The 19,389-nt window shown below is 71.4% G+C and carries 15 protein-coding genes; 10 read left to right on the top strand and 5 right to left on the bottom strand.

Features of this window, described 5'->3' with window-relative positions:
- Positions 1-12: 12 nt before the first annotated feature.
- The 5 genes from AAIL17_RS01145 to AAIL17_RS01125 all read right to left on the bottom strand — a co-directional run bounded on the left by AAIL17_RS01145 (position 13) and on the right by AAIL17_RS01125 (position 5,878).
- Positions 13-258, bottom strand: a complete 246-nt coding sequence (locus tag AAIL17_RS01145; protein ID WP_424680967.1) for a hypothetical protein — start codon at positions 256-258, stop codon at positions 13-15.
- A gap of 161 nt (positions 259-419) precedes the next feature.
- Positions 420-2,525 carry a S9 family peptidase gene (locus tag AAIL17_RS01140; RefSeq protein ID WP_424680966.1) on the bottom strand — a complete coding sequence of 702 codons (2,106 nt, stop codon included), beginning with the start codon at positions 2,523-2,525 and terminating at the stop codon, positions 420-422.
- A 158-nt stretch (positions 2,526-2,683) separates the two neighbouring features.
- On the bottom strand, positions 2,684-4,525 hold the full coding sequence (locus AAIL17_RS01135) for a hypothetical protein (RefSeq protein ID WP_424680965.1): 1,842 nt from the start codon (positions 4,523-4,525) through the stop codon (positions 2,684-2,686).
- 11 nt (positions 4,526-4,536) lie between these two features.
- Positions 4,537-5,448, bottom strand: a complete 912-nt coding sequence (locus AAIL17_RS01130) for an ABC transporter ATP-binding protein (protein WP_424680964.1) — start codon at positions 5,446-5,448, stop codon at positions 4,537-4,539.
- Positions 5,449-5,470: 22 nt separating this feature from the next.
- Complete coding sequence (locus AAIL17_RS01125; protein ID WP_424680963.1) at positions 5,471-5,878, bottom strand: GntR family transcriptional regulator; 408 nt, start codon at positions 5,876-5,878, stop codon at positions 5,471-5,473.
- A 192-nt stretch (positions 5,879-6,070) separates the two neighbouring features.
- On the opposite strand from AAIL17_RS01125, the gene AAIL17_RS01120 reads away from it, so the two are divergent.
- The 10 genes from AAIL17_RS01120 (at position 6,071) to leuB (ending at position 19,266) form a co-directional block, all read left to right on the top strand.
- Positions 6,071-8,059 carry a bifunctional 2',3'-cyclic-nucleotide 2'-phosphodiesterase/3'-nucleotidase gene (locus AAIL17_RS01120; RefSeq protein WP_424680962.1) on the top strand — a complete coding sequence of 663 codons (1,989 nt, stop codon included), beginning with the start codon at positions 6,071-6,073 and terminating at the stop codon, positions 8,057-8,059.
- A gap of 519 nt (positions 8,060-8,578) precedes the next feature.
- Positions 8,579-9,730: a homoserine dehydrogenase gene (locus AAIL17_RS01115; protein ID WP_424680961.1), complete on the top strand. Its 1,152-nt coding sequence runs from the start codon at positions 8,579-8,581 to the stop codon at positions 9,728-9,730.
- A 20-nt stretch (positions 9,731-9,750) separates the two neighbouring features.
- Positions 9,751-10,680 carry a homoserine kinase gene (locus AAIL17_RS01110; protein WP_424680960.1) on the top strand — a complete coding sequence of 310 codons (930 nt, stop codon included), beginning with the start codon at positions 9,751-9,753 and terminating at the stop codon, positions 10,678-10,680.
- Positions 10,677-11,981: a threonine synthase gene (gene thrC, locus AAIL17_RS01105; protein WP_424680959.1), complete on the top strand. Its 1,305-nt coding sequence runs from the start codon at positions 10,677-10,679 to the stop codon at positions 11,979-11,981. Before AAIL17_RS01110 ends, thrC begins: the two co-directional genes overlap by 4 nt.
- Before the next feature lie 60 nt (positions 11,982-12,041).
- The gene (locus AAIL17_RS01100; RefSeq protein ID WP_424680958.1) at positions 12,042-12,929 is read left to right on the top strand and encodes a hypothetical protein; all 888 of its coding nucleotides are present in this window, start codon (positions 12,042-12,044) and stop codon (positions 12,927-12,929) included.
- A 405-nt stretch (positions 12,930-13,334) separates the two neighbouring features.
- The gene (locus AAIL17_RS01095) at positions 13,335-14,924 is read left to right on the top strand and encodes a 2-isopropylmalate synthase (RefSeq protein WP_424680957.1); all 1,590 of its coding nucleotides are present in this window, start codon (positions 13,335-13,337) and stop codon (positions 14,922-14,924) included.
- Positions 14,921-15,928 carry a branched-chain amino acid transaminase gene (locus tag AAIL17_RS01090; RefSeq protein ID WP_424680956.1) on the top strand — a complete coding sequence of 336 codons (1,008 nt, stop codon included), beginning with the start codon at positions 14,921-14,923 and terminating at the stop codon, positions 15,926-15,928. Before AAIL17_RS01095 ends, AAIL17_RS01090 begins: the two co-directional genes overlap by 4 nt.
- Positions 15,925-17,337: a 3-isopropylmalate dehydratase large subunit gene (leuC, locus tag AAIL17_RS01085; RefSeq protein WP_424680955.1), complete on the top strand. Its 1,413-nt coding sequence runs from the start codon at positions 15,925-15,927 to the stop codon at positions 17,335-17,337. The genes AAIL17_RS01090 and leuC overlap by 4 nt, the downstream gene beginning before the upstream one ends.
- Before the next feature lie 235 nt (positions 17,338-17,572).
- Positions 17,573-18,172 (top strand): 3-isopropylmalate dehydratase small subunit, encoded by a 600-nt coding sequence (leuD, locus tag AAIL17_RS01080; RefSeq protein WP_424680954.1) that lies wholly within the window; start codon positions 17,573-17,575, stop codon positions 18,170-18,172.
- Positions 18,169-19,266: a 3-isopropylmalate dehydrogenase gene (leuB, locus tag AAIL17_RS01075; protein ID WP_424680953.1), complete on the top strand. Its 1,098-nt coding sequence runs from the start codon at positions 18,169-18,171 to the stop codon at positions 19,264-19,266. Before leuD ends, leuB begins: the two co-directional genes overlap by 4 nt.
- The last annotated feature ends 123 nt before the right edge of the window (positions 19,267-19,389 follow it).

Here is a 19,389-nt window from a genome sequence, read left to right as displayed (position 1 = left end):
GGACGCGGGAACTCAGTGCTTCCTGAGGTTCCCGAGCATCGGGTCCACCACGTTCGGCGGCATCGCCCCACCCGTGCACTGGATGTAGGCCTGGTCGCAGAAGGCGGATTGCCTTGGCGTGGTCGCCTGCGCCTTGCAGGTTTCCCAGTTGGTCAGGCACGACCCCGGATAAGCCTGGGCGACCTGGTCGGGAAGGAACGCCGAGGCGGCAGCCATGGCCGCGATCGGCAGCACGATCGTCACGATCTTGCTAAGCATGCTCGAACTCCTTTCAGCAAGTTTCCCCCTGCCTGGCCGAAGTAGCACGCGCTTCCGACTACCGGCAACCGACGGGCGGCCGAACGGCGAACCTTGCCTCAGTCCTGCCGCAGGGCGAACGTCGGCCCATCAAACCCTGACACGGTGGACGGAAGCCCGCTCTACGGATTCGCCGCAGGTTCCAGCCCGCCCGCACGCAGGTCGCGGCCGGCGATGCGCAGGCTGCGCGTGAGGTAACCGCGCAGCGCCGGGTCGGGCGGCTGCGGCGCCGCGCCGCCGAGGTGGCGGTGCAGCATCAAGGCAAGCAGGTACAGGTACGCCTCGTGCGCCAGCGGCTTGTCGTTGTGGTGGCCGGCCTGCGGATCGACCAGCAGGCTCACGTCCTTGCCCTGCAACCGCAGGCGGGCGGCATAGCCGAGCACGCCGCGCAGCGCCACGCGCTTGTCCTCGCCGCCGGCGAACAGCAGCAGCGGCCGGTTCATGTCGCCGGCATGCGCCAGCGGCGACTGCGCGTGCAGGCGCGCCATCGCGGCGGCATCGCGGGGGTCCACCGACAAGGCCTTGAGCCAGTCCTCGAACGGGATGTAGCGCGACAGGGCGAGCGCCTCCGGCGTGCGGCCGATCCAGCGCAGGTCCCAGCCGAAGTCCGGCGGCGGCACGATCGCCACGCCGACCTTGAACAGCTCCGGCTGGAAGGTCACCCCGAGCAGCGTCGCGTAGCCGCCGAACGAGGCGCCGGCGATGCCCACGCGATCGGCGTCACCGATGCCCTGCGCCAGCAGCCAGCGCACGCCCTCGACGATGTCCTGCTGCACCCGCCCGTTGCCGAAGTCGCCGTGCGCGGCAAAGACGTAGGCGCGGCCGTAATGGGTCGAGCCGCGGAAGTTGGGCTCGAACACCGCATAGCCGCGGTTGGCCAGGAACTGGCTGTAGCCGGTGCCGAAGGCGTCGGGACGGGCGGCATCCCACGGCCCGCCGTGCACCACCGCGACCAGCGGCAGCCGCGCCGGATCGGCGCCGGGCGGCAGCCACAGGAAGCCGTGCACGCGCATGCCATCGGACGCGCGCCAGGCCATCGGCAGTTTGCGCGCCATGGCCGATTCGGGCAGCCACGTGGCCGGACGATCGTCGCGCTCATCCAGCGGGGGAAAGTCGAGGATGTCCGTGAACGCGCCATCGCGCGTGTCGTACAGGTGCCAGCGCTCGCCCTGCAGCGTGCTGGCGCGCTCGTCGACCAGCCAGTGCGACGCGCCGACCGTCAACGCCAGGTTGCGTCCGGGGTAGCGCGCCTCGATGGCCGCGAGGTGGCGACGCGCGTCCTCGTCCAGGCCATGGTTCGCCGCCACCGTGCCGCGGTAGCTGGCCAGGCGCGGCGTGCCGTCGCGCGGATCGGGCGCCACGGCGTCGAGGTCGGCCTCGCCTCGCGGGTCGACGTGCAGCGTGTGCAGCGAGCCGTCGGGTTCCAGCCGCAGCAGCCGGTAGAGATCGCCGCCGACGTCGCCCCGCAGCAGCAGGCGGCCCTGCGCATCGGTGAGCGGCAGCGGATCGCAACGCTGCAGCCGCACGCAGCGCAGCACTTCGTGCAGGCTGCCGTCGGCCGCCACGCGATGGATCACCAGCGCCTCGCCCTCGACCCGCTCGACGAAGGCCAGCCGCCCCGTGCGGTCGAAGGCAACGCCCGCAAGCTGCCGCCCATCCGCGCGCAGCAGGCTGCGTTGGCCACGCATGTCGGCGCGCAGCAGCTGCCAGCGCTCGGGCGCGTCCGGCGTGGCCGGCAGGTGCTCGCGCAGCAGCACCGCGGCCGGCTGCAGCGGATCGACCATCCACAGCTCGCGCCGCTCGCGGCCGCCGAGCGTGGCGACGATGCCCGAACCACCCTGCCCGGCCGCCGCGACGGCAAAGAGCTGGCGCGGCGATTCGAGCAGCAGCCAGCGGCCGTCATGCGACCAGTACAGTTGCTGCGCATCGGTTTCGCCCAGCAGCTGCCGCGCCTGGCCGCCTGCGGCCGGCAGCAGCCACAGGCTGCGGTGGCCGTTGCGCTCGCGCAGGTAGGCGACCTGGTCGCCCTCCGGCGACAGCGCGACCACCGGCACCGACGTGTGCCGCAGGAAGGCCGCGCGATCGAAGCGCGGCGCTGCCGGCCGCGCCCGCTCTCGCGCCACCGCGGCGCGCAGCGCATCGCCGTCGGCATCCGCCCGGCAAGGCAACACGGGCAGTAGGAACCATGCCGCACACAGGACGAGAAGGGAGCGGAAGGACAGGTGCATGCGTATCTCCGTGGATCGGAAGGATCGCGATCAGGCTCCCTCGCCCGGGAAGCCGGCGAGGGTGGGAAGGGGTGCTCTTCGTTCCACCCCAGGCAACCCCTCCCAGCCTCCCCCGCAAGCGGGGGTGGAGAGCTGGCAGTGCCCGGCGGAATGGATGTCTAGACGGCCAATGATCGTCGCACCGCCAGCGGCTCCGCCTCGCCCGCCGGGTACAGCAGCCACAGGCTCGCCAGCGCCGGCAGGCTGATCGCGCCGCAGGCGATCACCCAGGCCGCCTGCGCCGGCAGCGACAGCCCACGTCGGCGTACCAGCCACAGCGAAGCCAGTAGCGAGGCCAGCATCAGCACGCCGGCGAGCCACTGGATGCTGTGCGGCATCGGCGCCGGCTCGGTGGCCTGCATCGGATCGGGCGTGGCGAGTAGGCCGGATGCGGCCTGGCGCAACGCGTACAGCGCTGGCGAGGGCCACCATGCCTGGTAGCGGAACCAGGCCGGGTAGTCGAAGGCGATGGTCCGCCGGGCCACTTCCTCCACGCGGCCGTCGTCGTGCACCCAGGTCAGCGTCTGGTAAGGGGCCGCGCCGTCCATCACCCACGCGTAGGTGGTGAACGAGGCGGACACCAGGTAGCCGTCGACCAGCTCGATCAGGTCCAGGTCGCGCAGGTCGCCCACCGCGCCTGGGATCGGCATGCGCTCGCGCGGCTGGAGCAACGCTTCGCTGGCGACCACGTCGCGGCCGTCGTAGAAGTACAGCGCGCGATCGCTCTGCACGACCAGGTTCTCGCCCACCGGCGTGGCGCCGAGCAGCCACTCCCCCTCCGGCAGCCGGATCCGCGGCAATACCTGGCGGATGTCGCTGACGTAGTGGTAGAGCCGGTTGCCGGCGATCAGGCTGCGATCGTCCTTCGGCTGGCCGGGCAGGCCGCCGACGGCGACCGTCGGCGCCGCGAACGCGCCATTGGCCACGCCCACGCCCAGCGTGCCGACGCCACGACCGCCGGCGATGCGGTAGCCGACCAGGCGCATGCGGTCGTGGCTGAAGGTCCAGCGCACGCCTTGCGCGGTGTCGTCGAAGTCGATCGGCGCGGCGTTGGTGAGCGCGCCGCGCACGGGCAAGGCGGACAGGTCCACGCCGGGCGAGACCACCTCCGACAGTGCCACCTGCTCGCGCCAGGTCGGCGCCTGCGGCGCGTGGCTGGCGGCCAGTCCCGCGAGCATGCGCTGGCGGGGCGTCATGCGCTCGGTCTCGTTCTGGCCGCCGGGCGGTGGCGTTTCGGTGTTGTTGGGGTGGCTGCCCTGCATGATCCACACCATCTGCCCGCCGAACTCCAGCAGCAGGAACAGCAGGTACACCCCCATCTGCAACGGCAGCGCCAGCAGCACGGTGGCGAGCGGCGTGCGCGGCGGCGCGGACAGGTCCGGCTTGAACGACGCCACCAGCATCGCCGCCAGCCACGCCAGCGCCAGCGCCTGCACCAGCAGGGCCCAGCCGCCGCTGGCCTGGTTGACCGCGAGCGCGACCGGCAGCACCAGCGCGGCAACCGCGCGGCGTGCCGGTCCGAGCATGCAGCAGGCGCCGGCGAAGTAGCCGCACGCGGCCAGCAGCCAGGCGGCCAGCGGCAGCAGCCAGTGGCGCAGGTCGACCACGCGCGCGGTGAGGCCCGCCTGGTAGGCGCCGATCAGCAGCACCGGCAGCGCCACCGCCACGACCAGCCAAAACAGTCCCGCCCCCAGCAACGCCGCGGCGATGCGCGCGGGCGCCAGCGGCCGGTGCAGCAGGTTCAGCCAGGTGTTCGGGCGGCGATAGCTGCCCATCTGGTAGAGGCCCAGCAGCACGCCGGCCAGCATGTCGACGCCGCCGAACACGCGGTAGACCAGCAGCGGCTGCTGCGCCAGGTCGACGACCCGGGCGAGGAAGGCCAGCACCAGCAGGTGCGCCGCGAACGCGCCGAGCGCCCAGCCGCGGAAACGCAGCAGTTCGGCCTTGAACAGGTCACGCATGTCGCCGCTCCTCATGCCGCCGCCGGCATCGCGTGGTTCTTCGCCAGGAAGCCGTTGACCGCGCGGTCGAGGCTCACCGGCATGCTCTGCACGGTGCGCGCGCCGGCGCCGCGCAGGAATTGCGCGAAGCCCTCGTCCTGGTCGAGCACCAGGTAATGGTGCAGGCCGTCGATGCGCTGCGCCTGCAGCAGGCCCGGCACGCTGGCTTGCGGCGGGCCGGCGAATGGGATGTCGGCGACCCAGTAGCTGACGCGCGCGCAGAATTCCTCCGGCGCGGACATGTGCGCGAGTCGCCCGCGCTCGAGGATGATCAGGTTCTCGGCGACGCGCTCGATCTCCTCCATCTGGTGCGAGCAATAGATCACCGTGCACTGCTCGGCCGCGCTGGAGTACATCAGCGATTCGAGGAAGGCGCGCTTGGCCACCACGTCCAGGCCCAGCGTGGGCTCGTCCAGCACCAGCAGCTCCGGTCCCTGCGCCAGGGTCAGCGCCAGGTTTAAACCGGCGCGCTCGCCACGCGAAAGCTGGCCGACCTTCTGTTCCGGCAGCACGTGGTAGTGGCCGATCACCTCGTCGAAGGCGCGCGGGTTCCAGCGCGGGTACTGGCGGCGCTGCATGGCGGTCACCGCCGAGACGCGCATCCAGTTCGGCAGCGTGTGCTCCTCGTTGACGAAGCCGATGCGGCCGCGGTCCTCGGGCGTGAGCTGCTGGCTGTCGCGGCCGAGGATGCGCGCGCTGCCGCCGCTCGGCGGCAGGAAGCCGAGCAGGATGCGGAACAGCGTGGACTTGCCGGCGCCGTTGGCGCCGACGATGGCATGAATGCGGCCCGGCGCGATGGCCAGGTCCAGCGCATCCAGCGCGAGCTTGCTGCCGTAGCGCTTGCTCAGCGCGCGGGTTTCGATGACGTAGTCGGTAGCGGTCATGGCTCAGGGTCCGTCTAAGGGCTCAGGCGCTTTTGCGGGACAACACCTGCAGCGCGCGGTCCAGCCGCGCCAGCGCGCGATCTGGCGGATAGTCGAGCGCGGCGACCTCGTGCACGAACGCCTGGATCGCCTCGTCCATGCGCCGGTCGCGTTCGCTGTTGGAGAGCCGCTGGCGCGGCGCGGCGACGAACAGGCCCAGGCCCTGGCGCGATTCGAGCCAGCCTTCGGCGGTGAGTTCGGCGTAGGCCTTGGCCACGGTGTTGGGATTGATCGTCAACTGCTGCGCCAGGCCGCGCACGCTGGGCAACTGGTCGCCCGGGGCGAGCTCGGCGGTGGCGATCTTCATGCGCACGCCATCGACGATCTGCTTGCTGATCGGGCGCGCGTCGCCGGTGGCGATCTGGATCATCAGGGCCTGGCTGCGGGGCATGCGGGATACCTGTGCTGTCTGTACTGTGTGTAGTAGTACAGTTGGTTGGACGGCCTGTCAAGCGGCTTGGCCGCCGTCGGTTACGCCAGGCGAGGCGAAACTTCCGGGGCTGGACAGGACAGCGCAGCGCCCGCCCATCGTCATGCCGATCTGCTACGTTGCCCGCCTTTCCGTTCGCCGCCGGACGTTCCGATGTCGCTCCGCCCGCTGTTGCCCCTGCTCGCCACCACCCTGCTCGCCGGCTGCGCCGGCGCGGCCACGAAGCCCGCCGCACCGCCCGAGGGCGCGCGCGCGGACGTGGCGATCCTGGAGACCACCGACGTCCACGCCAACGTGCTGAGCTGGGACTACTTCAAGGCCAAGTCGGACCCGACCGTCGGCTACGAGCGCACCGCCACGCTGATCCGCCGCGCGCGCACGCAATTCCCCAACACCTTCCTGTTCGACAGCGGCGACACCATCCAGGGCACCGTGCTGGCCGACTACCAGGCGCTGGTCAGGCCGGTCGACTGCGCGCAGGAACTGGCCATCTACAAGGCGATGGACGCGGTCGGCTACGACGGCGGCACCGCCGGCAACCACGAGTTCAACTACGGCCTGCCGTTCCTCTCGCAGGTCACCGGCACGCCGATGACGGTGGACGGCAAGGCCACGCCGCGCTGCGCCGGCCCGCATTTCCCGCTGGTGCTGGCCAACGTGTTCGACGCGCACAGCGGCGAGCCGATCTTCAAGCCCTGGACGATGGTGACGAAGACCATCGAGGCCTACACCGCCGACGGCAGCCGCATCGAGGTGCCGCTGAAGGTGGCGATCATCGGCTTCACGCCGCCGCCGATCCTGCAGTGGGACCAGCGCAACCTCAAGGGCAGGGTGACCGTCAGCGGCGTGGTCGAGGCGGCGCAGCGCTACCTGCCGCAGATCGAGGCGCAGCATCCGGACCTGGTGGTAGCGATCCTGCACGGCGGCCTCAACACCGCGCCGTACACCAGCGACATGGAGAACGGCGGCTGGTACCTGGCCGGCGTGCCGGGCATCGACGTGCTGTTGCTGGGCCATTCGCACACCGAGTTCCCGGGCCCGCGCTACGAGGGCATGAAGGAGGTCGACGCCCGGCGCGGCTTCGTGCGCGGCAAGCCGGCGGTGATGGGCGGCTTCTTCGGCAAGGACTTGGGGCTGATCAAGCTGGCGCTGCAGCGCACTGGCGGCCGCTGGACGATCGACGCCAGCGACACCCACAGCGAGGTGCGCCCGATCTGCCCGCAGAAGAACCAGTGCGTGCCCGCCGACCCGGCGATCGCGCCGCTGGTTGCGCAGGCGCACGATGCCACGGTCGCCTACGTGAACACGCCGATCGGCACCAGCACGCTGCGGCTGTCCAGCTACTTCGCCGACGAGGGCGACATGAGCGCGCTGTCGGTGGTCAACGCCGCGCAGCGCGACTACGTGCAGCGCGAGCTGCCGAAGCTGCATCCCGAGCTGGCCGGCGTGCCGGTACTCTCCGCGGCGGCCGCCTTCCGCACCGGTTTCGGCGGGCCGGACGACTACACCGATGTCGCACCGGGTCCGCTGACCCTGCGCAGCGCGGCGGACCTGTACTTCTATCCGAACACCTTGGCCGCGGTGAAAACCGACGGCGCCGGCGTGAAGGCCTGGCTGGAGAAGTCCGCCGCGCGCTTCAACCGCATCGATCCGGCGAAGGCGGGCGAGCAGGCGCTGGTCAACACCCGCGTGCCCGGCTTCAACTTCGACCAGATCCAGGGCGACCTCGCCTACATGATCGACCTCGGCAAGCCGGTCGGCGAGCGCATCGTGTCGCTCACCTGGCAGGGCAAGCCGGTGACGCCGCAGCAGCTCTTCATCGTCGCCACCAACAACTACCGCGCCAGCGGCGGCGGCAACTTTCCGGGCCTGGACGGCAGCAACATCGTGCTGGCCACGCAGGACGGCGTGCGCGAGATCGTCGCCGCCTGGCTCAGGCGCACCGGCACGCTCGACCGCGCCAACCTGCCGGCAGGTTCGTGGCACTTCGCGCCGATGAAGACGCGCGGCCCGGTGACCTTCACCGCGGCCGCAGGCAAGCAGGCCCTGGCTGGCACGGACGGCGTCACCAACATCCGCCAGTTGCGCGCGAATGGCGACGGCACCGCCACCTATGCGATCGACCTGGGCGCATCCCGGTAAGTGGCTCGGCCTGTCGCAAGGCCTCCCCCATCCGCCCTGCGGACACCTTTCCCCGTAAACGGGGGAAGGATCATTGACGAAGCGCGACGCTCCCGAGCCTTTCCCCGCGAACAGGGGAAGCAATCCTTGGCGCAACGCCACATTCCCGAGCCTTCCCCCGCGCACGCGGGGGAAGGTGCCGACAGGCGGATGGGGGCGCTCTTGGGCAGCATGTCCAGCATGCTGCGTTGACGCGGCCCGCTCCTGCCACGTAACGTCCACACCCATGTCGCCGTTTTCCACCCGCGCCCGCGAAGTCCCCGCCCCGGCTAAGCCGGGCATGGCCGCGCGCGCCGGCGCCATCGCACTGTCCGTCACCGCCACGAGCATTACCACCACGACCACTACCCGGTCCGGGTGGGTGTCCGTGCGCGCATAAGTTCCATCACGCAACGGCCCCGCCCTCGACGAGGCGGGCCGGCATGCAGCACTCACCGACACCGTCACGCGAGCCAGGGGCCTCTAACCAAGGAGGCTCACGTGGACGTCCTCGCTTCACCCATCGAATCCTCGAGGCCACGGCTGCACGCCGCCGCCTCGCCTGCCGCACGCACGCTGGCACTGGGCGTGATCGGCCCTGGTCGCGTCGGCGGCGCACTGCTCGACCAGTTGCGTGCGGCGCGCACGCGCCTGACCGCGCAGCTCGGCCTCGCACTCGAACTCCGCGGCGTGGCCACCCGCCACCGCATGTGGCTGGATTGCGACGATCCGCAGCTCAACGGCCGTGACGGCGCACAAACCTGGCGCCCGTCCGAACTGGACGCCTTCGCCGCCCACGTGCGCGGACTCGACGCCGCGGCGGTGCTGGTCGACTGCAGCGCCAGCGAGGTGGTCGCCGACCGCTACGCCGGCTGGCTCGCCGCGGGACTGCACGTGGTCACGCCCAACAAGCTCGCCGGCAGCGGCGCACTCGCCCGCTGGCAGGCGATCCGCGCCGCCGTGGTGGCCGGTCCTGCGCGCTGGCGCTACGAGGCCACCGTCTGCGCCGGCCTGCCGGTGATCCAGACCCTGCGCGACCTGCTCGACACCGGCGACACGCTGCATGCGATCGACGGCATGTTCTCCGGCACGCTGGCCTGGCTGTGCAACCGCCACGACGGCGCGCAGCCGTTCTCCGCGCTGCTGCGCGAGGCGCATGCGCAGGGCTACACCGAGCCCGATCCGCGCGAGGATCTCTCCGGCACCGACGTGGCGCGCAAGCTGGTGATCCTGGCGCGCGAGGCCGGCTGGCCGCTGTCGCTGGAGGACGTCGAGGTGGAAAGCCTGGTACCGCCCGCGCTGGCGGCGCTTTCCGCCGAGGCCTTCCTCGAACGGCTCGGCCGGGACGAACTGACCGAGCTGGACAAGCCGCTGGCCGAACGCCTTGCCCGCACGCGCGCGACCGGCTGCGTGCTGCGCCACGTCGCCAGCCTCGACGCCCACGGCCGCGCCCGCGTGCGGCTGGAGGCGCTGCCGGCGCAGCATGCCTTCGCGCACACCCGGCTCACCGACAACATCGTGCAACTGCGCACCGCCCGCTACTGCGACAATCCGCTGATCGTGCAGGGTCCCGGCGCCGGGCCGCAGGTCACCGCCGCCGGCGTGTTCGCCGACGTGCTGCGCATCGCCGAGGCCCAGGGAGCACGCGCATGAACCTCATCAAGGAACCGCCCATGTCGTCCGTCCGCACCGCCAGCGCCTTCGCCCCCGCCTGCGTGGGCAACGTGGGCGTGGGCTTCGACATCCTGGGCCACACCCTGGCCGGTGCCGGCGACCGCGCGCAGGTGACGCGCATCGACGAACCGGTGGTGCGCATCGCCGCCATCGAGGGCGTGGTATCGGGACTGCCGCTCGAGACCGAACGCAACACGGCGGGTGCCGCGTTGATCGCTTTGCGCGCCGCCCTGCGGCTGGAGCACGGCTTCGAGCTCACCCTGCACAAGGGCATCGCGCTGGGCTCGGGCATGGCCGGCTCGGCCGCCTCCTGCGTGGCCGCGCTGGTCGCCGCCAACGCGCTGCTGGACGTGCCGCTGCCGCGCGAGGCGCTGTACGGCTACGCCATGGATGGCGAAGCGGTGGCCAGCGGCGGCCGCCACGGCGACAACGTCGGACCGCAGCTGCTCGGCGGGCTGATGCTGGCGACCGCCACGCGGCTGGTGCGCATCCCGGTGCCGGCGCACTGGTACTGCGCGCTGGTGCATCCGCACCACGTGCTGGAGACGCGCCGGGCGCGCGCGGCGCTGGCCGGCGCCTACGCCCTGCACGAGTTCGTCGTGCAGAGCGCCAACCTGGCGCAGGTGATCGCCGGCTGCTGGCGCGGCGATGCCACGCTGGTGCGCGAAGGCCTGAAGGACGTGCTGGTCGAGCCGCGCCGCGCGCCGCTGGTGCCGAACTTCGCCCGCGTGCAGCAGGCCGCGCTCGACCACGGCGCCCTCGGCGCCAGCATCTCCGGCGCCGGTCCCAGCGTATTCGGCTGGTTCGAGGACGCGCACGCCGCACACGCCGCCGCCGAGGCCATGCGCGCGGCCTTCGCCGAGGCCGGCCTGTCGAGCGACGTGCTGGTCGGCCCGATCGACGGCCCCGCGGCCGAGGTGCTCGCATGAGCGCGCCACGCTACGTCAGCACGCGCGGCCACGCGCCGGCGGTCGGCCTGGGCGCGGCGATCGCCGCCGGCCTCGCACCCGACGGCGGCCTGTACGTGCCAGAGCGCCTGCCCACGCTCGACCCGGCCGCCTTCGACCCACACGGCGACCTTCCCACCACCGCCACGACGCTGCTCGCGCCCTTCTTCGCCAGTGATCCGCTGGCCGCGGAACTGCCGGCGATCTGCGCCGAAGCCTTCACCTTCGCCGCGCCGCTGCGCCCGCTCGCGCGGCCGGACGCCTTGCTGCTGGAGCTGTTCCACGGCCCGACCGCCGCCTTCAAGGATTTCGGCGCGCGCTTCCTCGCCGCCTGCCTGCGCCGCCTGCGCGGCGGCGACGCGGCGCCGTTGACCATCCTGGTCGCCACCTCCGGCGACACCGGCGCCGCGGTGGGCGCCGCCTTCCACGGCCAGGCCAACCTGCGCGTGGCGATCCTCTACCCGGACGGCCGCGTGTCGCCGCGTCAGGCGCACCAGCTGGGCAGCTTCGGCGGCAACGTGCAGGCGCTGCGCGTGGCTGGCAGTTTCGACGACTGCCAGCGCATGGTGAAGGCCGCACTCAACGACGCCGAACTGCAGCGCGAGGTCCCGCTGAGCTCGGCCAACAGCATCAGCCTCGGCCGCCTGCTGCCGCAGATGAGCTACTACGCGCACGCGTCGCTGGGCTGGTGGCGCAGGCACGGCACGCCACTGGATTTCATCGTCCCTACCGGCAACCTCGGCAACGCGCTGGCCTGCGTCTGGGCGCGCGCGATCGGCCTGCCGATTGGCGAGGTGCGGCTGGCCTGCAACGCCAACGCCACGCTGCCGGAGTTCTTCTCCGGTGGCGACTACCGCCCGCGCGATGCCGTACCGACCCTTGCCAACGCGATGGACGTCGGAGCACCGAGCAACTTCGAGCGCCTGCGCTGGAGCTGGCGCGACGACGACGCATTGCGCCAGGACTTGCGCGCCGAAAGCGTCGACGATGCCACCATTCGTGCCACTCTGTTGCGACACGCCAACGACTACGACGAAGTCGTTTGCCCCCACACCGCCACAGCGTTGGCGATGTTCGAACGGGAACGGAAATCCAGCGGCCGCGCCTGGGCGATCGTCGCGACCGCGCATCCGGCCAAATTCGAAACCGTGTTGGAGCCCTTGCTCGGCCGGCCCATTCCGGTACCGCCCTCGCTGGCCACCATGCTCGCGCGGCCAGCGCAGGCGACGCCGGTGGCAGCGGGGGACGATATGCTCAAGCAATGGCTTGGAGGGCGATCGTGACGCTGCGGCTGCCGTATCGCCCCCAGCTTCTTGCGACCGTTAGCCGGCGGAGGACGACCCTTGGCTCTCTGGAAAGTGACTTGCCTTGAAAGCGAATTCCCGGGTATGTGGCAGCGGTGGTTCAAACACCAAAGCGTCGGCATTGGCTGGCCGCCTCAAGACGGCTATCGCTTGGAAGGGCTTACCCCAGGCGGACGCGGCTGGGCTACCGCTCGCGCGGCGCTCAAGGCCATTCGACCCGGAGACACCATCGTCGTTGCGCTGCGCGGCCATCGCGTCGGCAGGATCGGGCAAGTAACCGCGACGGAGGTGGCCGACAATCAGTGGAACCCTCTCGTCGGCAAAAGCAGGGACTATCCGCATGGCGAAATGGGTAGGCGAATCCTGGTCCGGTGGGACTTGACGGTCGGGCCTGACGACCGGGACATGGTGGTCCAGCTGCCGAGAGACGCGAGGATGTCATCCGGAGAGCTGCGGCCCACGCTGGCTCGCGTTCATTCGCTTCCGGTCGCCGATTTGGTTGCCGCCATGAACGATTCGTCGAACTGGGTCGGCCTGCTCACGCACTTCGATTACGAGCGTGCACTCTCGGGCTACATTGCGGCGTACCCGCACCGGCTGGAGGATGGACTGCTGCCCCACCCCAACGAGCGGGTGCGCGAGCGAGTCTTCTCGGATCGGACCCGGTCCGATGTCCTCCTGGAAGACCGCCAAGGGCGACCTGTCATCATCGAATGCAAGCAGGGAAGCCCCACGAAAGACAACATCAAACAGCTCAGGGGCTACATGGCGCATGTCGAAAAGGAAACAGGCATTCCGGCCCGCGGCATCCTCGTCCATGGGGGCAGCCGCAAGCTCAACCCGGAGATCGCAAGAGAAGCGGAAGCGCAGCCGTGCGTCGAAATAGTTCAATACGAACTTGCTGTCGCCTTTTCCACGTGCGCATAGCCTCGCCACGTAAGGGTAAGGGGCACCTGCTCGATCCGCGATGCATCGGTCACTAGGCAACGGACGTCTGGACGTCTAAAGATCGCCGTGACGCCATAGAACGAACCGTCATAAGAAAGTGCTTGACACGCCCGCACGGCCGCGCCTAAGGTCGACGACATGCCGCAGCGCAACAGCCAGCGTCGCATTGCCCTGATGGATCGCCTCCCGGCGGTCGCGGGCCTCGCGTCGCTTCGCGGCCAGCTCCTTCTTGCCCTCGTACTCGTCCTCCTTATTACCAACGGAGGTGCGGGCTGAGGCGTGTCCAGGTAACGAAAAATCCGACCTGACAAACCTGAAACCCCGCACCCGGCAACGGTTGCGGGGTTTCTTTTTGCCTCGGCTCCACCCAACGGAGCTCATGCGATGAAACCAGACACCACAGGAGCGAACCCGCTGCAGGCCGACGCGCCGCGCGTGCGGATCTTCGACACCACCTTGCGCGACGGCGAGCAGGCGCCCGGCTTCGCGCTGGACCGCAGGGCGAAATTGCGCATCGCACAATCGCTGGAAGCGCTAGGCGTGGACGTGCTGGAAGCTGGCTTCCCGCAGGCGTCGGAGGAGGATTTCGCGGCGGTGCGGGAGATCGCGCGGCGGGTGCGCGGCAGCACGGTGTGCGCACTGGCGCGCTGCCAGCGCGGCGATATCGAGCGTGCGGCGCAGGCACTGGAGGGCGCGCAGCGCGGGCGCGTTCATCTGTTCCTCTCGACCAGCCCGCTGCACCGCGAGCACAAGCTCGGCATGAGCCGCGCGCAGGTGCTGGAGGCCGCGGCGGCGGCGGTGACGCGGGCGCGCGGACTGTGCGACGAGGTGGAATTCTCCGCCGAGGACGCGCTGCGCACCGAGCCGGAGTTCCTCGCCGAGGTGTTCGCCGCGGCGGCGGCCGCCGGCGCGGGCACGCTCAACGCGCCGGACACCGTGGGCTACGCCACGCCCGCGGAAGTAGCCGCGCTCTTCGCCTACCTGCGCGAGCGCGTGCCCGACGAGTCGGTGGTGTTCTCCGCGCATTGCCACGACGATCTGGGGCTGGCCGTGGCCAACTCGCTGGCCGCGGTCGGCGCCGGCGCGCGGCAGGTCGAGTGCACCGTCAACGGCATCGGCGAGCGCGCCGGCAATGCCGCGCTGGAAGAGATCGTGATGGCGCTGCGCGTGCGCGCGCCCTACTTCGGTGTGGGCACGCGGATCGACACGCGGCGGCTGCACGCCACCTCGCGGCTGCTCGGCGAACTCACCGGCCAGCCGGTGCCGCGCAACAAGGCGATCGTCGGCGCCAACGCCTTCGCGCACGAGTCGGGCATCCACCAGCACGGCGTGCTCAAGCATCGCGGCACCTACGAGATCATGCGGCCGCAGGACGTGGGCGCCGAGGATGCGCCGCTGGTGCTGGGCCGGCATTCCGGCCGCCACGCGCTGCGCCAGCGCCTGGCCGCGCTCGGCCACACGCCGGACGACGCCGCGCTGGACGGCCTGTTCGAGCGCTTCAAGGCGCTGACCGCGCGGCGCAGCGAGATCCACGACGAGGACCTGGCCGCGCTGGCGCTGGGTCTGGACCCGGAGGCGCAAGGCCCGTGGTCGATCGCCCACCTGCACAGCGCCAGCCTGCTCGGCAGCGCCTCGGCCTCGGTGCGGCTCAAGCACGAGGACGGCCGCATGGTGGCCGAGGCGGCGATTGGCGAAGGCCCGGTCGATGCACTGCTGCGCGCGATCGAGCGCGCCAGCGCCTGCGCGCTGGAGCTGACCGGCTTCCAGTTGCGCGCGATCGGCAGCGGCAGCGACGCACAGGGCGAGGCCCGCCTCACCGCCGCGCACGACGGCCGCACCTGGCACGGCCGCGCCGCCAGCACCGACATCGTCGAGGCCACCGCGCAGGCGGTGCTGTCGATCGTCAACCGCATCGCGCGCGAGGCCGAGGCGCGCCGCGCGTCCGCACCCGCCGCGCAAGGAGCCATCGCATGAGCGTCCCCTTCCTCTGGCACAACGGCCGGCTCAAGCCTTGGGACCAGGCCAGCGTGCACGTCGGCGCGCATGCGCTGCACTACGGCTCGTCGGTGTTCGAAGGCCTGCGCGTGTACGCGACGCCCCAGGGGCCGGCGTACTTCCGCCTGGCCGATCACACGCGGCGGCTGTTCGAATCGGCGCGCGTGTACGACATCGAGGTCGGCTACACCGCCGCGGAGATCGACGCCGCCTGCCTGGAGCTGATCCGCGCCAACGGCATGGGCTCGGCCTACGTGCGGCCGATCGTGTTCCGCGGCGCCGGCTCGCTCGGCGTGCTACCGCAGGCGGACGGGCCGGTGGAAGTGGCGATCCTCGCACTGCCCTGGGGCGCGTACCTGGGCGATGCGGCCGAGCGCGGCGCCGACGTGTGCGTGTCGTCGTGGCGGCGGCCGGCGCCGGGCACCCTCCCCAGCTGGGCCAAGGCCGGCGGCAACTACCTCTCCAGCCAGCTGATCGCGCTGGAGGCGCGCCGCGGCGGCTACGACGAAGGCATCGCGCTGGGCCACGAAGGGCTGCTCAGCGAAGGCGCCGGCGAGAACCTGTTCCTGGTGCGCAAGGGTCGCCTGCTCACGCCGCCGACCAGCGCCGGCATCCTGGCCGGCATCACGCGCGACACGGTGGTCACCCTGGCCGGGGAGCTGGGCCTGGCGGTGGAAGAGCGCGACCTGCCGCGCGAGGCGCTCTACAGCGCCGACGAAGTGTTCCTTTGCGGCACCGCCGCCGAGATCACACCGGTGCGCTCGGTCGACCGCAAGCGCGTCGGCGACGGCACGCCCGGCCCGGTCACGCGCGCGCTGCGCGACGCCTTCTTCGGCCTGTTCGACGGGCGTACCGCCGACCGCTGGAACTGGCTGACGTGGGTCCACGGGTCGACCCGGGCAGTCCATGACCACGCGGAAAACGCAGCCGTCCATGGCCGCACGCCTCAGGAAAAGCCCGCATCCATGGGAGCTATGGCATGAACCCGCGCACGCTGTTCGACAAACTTTGGGACGCCCACGTGGTGGTGCCTGAGACGCCGGAGACGCCGGCCGTGCTCTACGTCGATCTGCACCTGGTGCACGAGGTGACTTCGCCGCAGGCGTTCGACGAGCTGCGCGGCCGCGGCCTGGCCGTGCGCCGTCCCGACCGCACGTTGGCCACGCTCGACCACTCCACGCCCACGCTGCCGCCCGGCCCCGACGGCGAGCGCCCCTACGCCAGCGCCGAGGCGCGCGCGCAGGTGGCGCAACTGGAGGCGAACTGCCGCGCCTTCGGCATCGAGCTGCACGGCTGGGACAGCGCCGAGCGCGGCATCGTGCACGTGATCGGTCCGGAACTCGGCGCCACGCAGCCGGGCATGACCATCGTCTGCGGTGACAGCCACACCTCTACCCACGGCGCGTTCGGCGCGCTGGCCTTCGGCATCGGCACCACCGAGGTGGGCCACGTGCTGGCCACGCAGTGCCTGCTGCAGCGCAAGCCGAAGACGCTGGCGATCCACATCGACGGCGCGCTGCCGCCAGGGGTGGGCGCCAAGGACCTGGTGCTGCACGTGATCGGCCGCATCGGCGTCGACGGCGGCACCGGCCACGTCATCGAGTACCGCGGCGCGGCGATCGAGGCGCTCTCGATGGAAGAGCGCATGACCGTGTGCAACATGTCGATCGAGGCCGGTGCGCGCGCTGGGCTGATCGCGCCGGATGAGACCACCTTCGCCTGGCTGCAGGGCCGTCCGCGCGTGCCGCAGGGCGAGGCGTGGGAACGTGCCGTGGCGTACTGGCGCGCGCTCGCCAGCGACGCCGGCGCGGCCTACGACCGCGAGATCCGCATCGACGCGCGCGAGGTGCGCCCCACCGTCACCTACGGCACGCATCCGGGCATGGCCATCGCGCTGGACGCGCCGGTCCCTGCGCCGCGCAACGCACCCGAGGCACGTGCGCTGGCCTACATGCGCGCCGAGGCGGGCCGCCCGATGCGCGGCATGCCGGTCGACGTGGTGTTCGTCGGCAGTTGCACCAACTCGCGCCTGCCCGACCTGCGCGAGGCGGCCGCGGTGTTGCGCGGGCGGCGCGTCGCCAGCGGTGTGCGCATGCTGGTGGTGCCGGGGTCCGAGGCGGTGCGCCGTGCGGCCGAGGCGGAAGGGCTGCACGAGGTGTTCCGCGCGGCGGGCGCCGAGTGGCGCGTGCCGGGGTGTTCGATGTGCATCGCGATGAACGGCGACCTGGCGCAGCCGGGGCAGCTCGTGGTGTCGACGTCGAACCGGAACTTCGAGGGACGGCAGGGCAAGGGGGCGCGCACGGTGCTGGCCAGTCCGGCGACGGCTGCGGCGTCGGCGGTGGCCGGCTTTGTCGCCGATGCGCGCGAAGTGGTGGCGGAGGTGGCGGCATGAACGTCACGACGAAGCGCGCGCCGCTCCCTCTCCCCTCCGGGGAGAGGGCTGGGGTGAGGGGCCGCTCTTGCGACGCATCGGCTACGGAGCGAAAGCAAAAACGGCGCGCGCAAGCGCGCGTCTCTAGCCATCGCACAACCACCTTCCCCGCGAGCCCCGACCCCTCACCCCAACCCTCTCCCCCATCCTTGATAAGTAATGGGGGAGAGGGAGCTGTCACTTGCGAGGCTTCCCGATGAAACCGATCACCCGCCTGCGCTCCCGCACTGCCGTGCTGCCGGACGAGAACATCGACACCGACCGCATCATCCCGGCGCGCTTCCTCACCACCACCACGCGCGAAGGCTTGGGGAAGCTCTGCTTCCACGACTGGCGCTACCTGCCCGACGGCGGCGACAACCCCGCCTTCCCGCTCAACCGGCCGGAGGCAAAGGGCTGCTCGATCCTGGTCGCCGGGCGCAACTTCGGCTGCGGCTCCTCACGCGAGCACGCACCCTGGGCGCTGCTCGATTTCGGGCTCCGCGCCGTGCTGTGCAGCGAGATCGCGGACATCTTCCGCAGCAACGCGCTGAAGAACGGCCTGCTCGCCCTGGTCATCGATGCGCCCGCGCACCGCTGGCTGCTGGACCACCCCGGCATCGAGCTGGCGATCGACGTCGCCGGGGAGTTTGTCGAACTCCCCGATGGAGGCCGCATCGGCTTCGCACTCGAACCCTTCGCCCGCCACTGCCTGCTGCACGGCGTCGACCAGCTCGGCTTCCTGCTCGGCCAGTCGCAGGCCATCGACCACTACGAACACGCTCATCAGAACCCGACCCGCCCGGAGGCCGCATGAAAGCGCACATCGTTACCCTGCCCGGCGACGGCGTCGGCCCGGAAGTCACCGCCGCCGCGGTCGCCGTGCTGGAAACCGTGGCCGAGCACTACGACCACACCTTCCGCTTCAGCCACCACCTGATCGGCGGCTGCGCCATCGACGCCACCGGCGAACCGCTGCCCGCCGCCACGCTGGAGGCCTGCCGGCAAGCCGATGCGGTGCTGCTCGGCGCGGTGGGCGGACCGCAGTGGTCCGACCCGGAAGCGAAGGTGCGTCCGGAACAGGGCCTGCTGGCCTTGCGCGCCGCGCTGGGCGTGTACGCCAACCTGCGCCCGCTGACGGTGCATCCCGCGCTCGCCGCGCTGTCGCCGCTGAAGAACGAGCGGCTGCACGAAGTGGATGTGCTGTTCGTGCGCGAACTCACCGGCGGTGCCTACTTCGGCGCGAAGACCCGCAGCGACGAGGCCGCCACCGACGAATGCCGCTACACCGTGGCCGAGGTCGAGCGCGTGGCGCGGCGCGCGTTCGAGCTGGCGCGCGCGCGCCGCAGGCACCTCACCTCGGTGGACAAGGCCAACGTGCTGGAGACCTCGCGCCTGTGGCGCAGCACGGTCACGCGCGTGGCCGCCGAGTACCCGGACGTGCGGCTGGAACACCAGTTGGTCGACTCGATGGCGATGCTGCTGCTGACCCAGCCGCAGCGCTACGACGTGGTGGTCACCGAGAACCTGTTCGGCGACATCCTCACCGACGAGGCGGCCGCGCTGGCCGGCTCGCTGGGCCTGCTGCCGTCGGCGTCGCTGGGCGAGGGCGGCGCAGGCCTGTACGAACCCATCCACGGCTCGGCTCCGGACATCGCGAGGCAGGGCGTGGCCAACCCGCTCGGCGCGATCCTCTCCGCCGCGCTGCTGCTGCGCCATTCGCTGGGTCTGGAGGCCGAGGCGCGCGCGGTGGAAGCGGCAGTGGCCGAAGTGCTCGAGCACGGCCCGCGCAGCCGCGACCTCGGCGGCCAGGCCGGTACCGCCGAAGTGCTCGACGCGGTGCAGGTGGCGCTGGCCGACCATGCCGCCAACCACCACGCGTTCTTCGCCGGCGTGCGGGCCTGCGGATGACGCACGCCACCCGCCAATGGCCAGGAACGGCCGCCCCTTGCTCCCCTGCGTGTCCATGGCCGGAGATCTGCACCCTCCCCGCCTCCCCGCCCGGCACGCAGGGGGCACCTCTCACCATGCCCC

This window comes from Frateuria sp. YIM B11624 (genome assembly GCF_049727805.1).
Taxonomy (GTDB): Bacteria; Pseudomonadota; Gammaproteobacteria; order Xanthomonadales; family Rhodanobacteraceae; genus Frateuria_A.
Note: the sequence above shows the minus strand (reverse complement) of the source record. Positions and strands in the feature narration are given on the sequence as shown.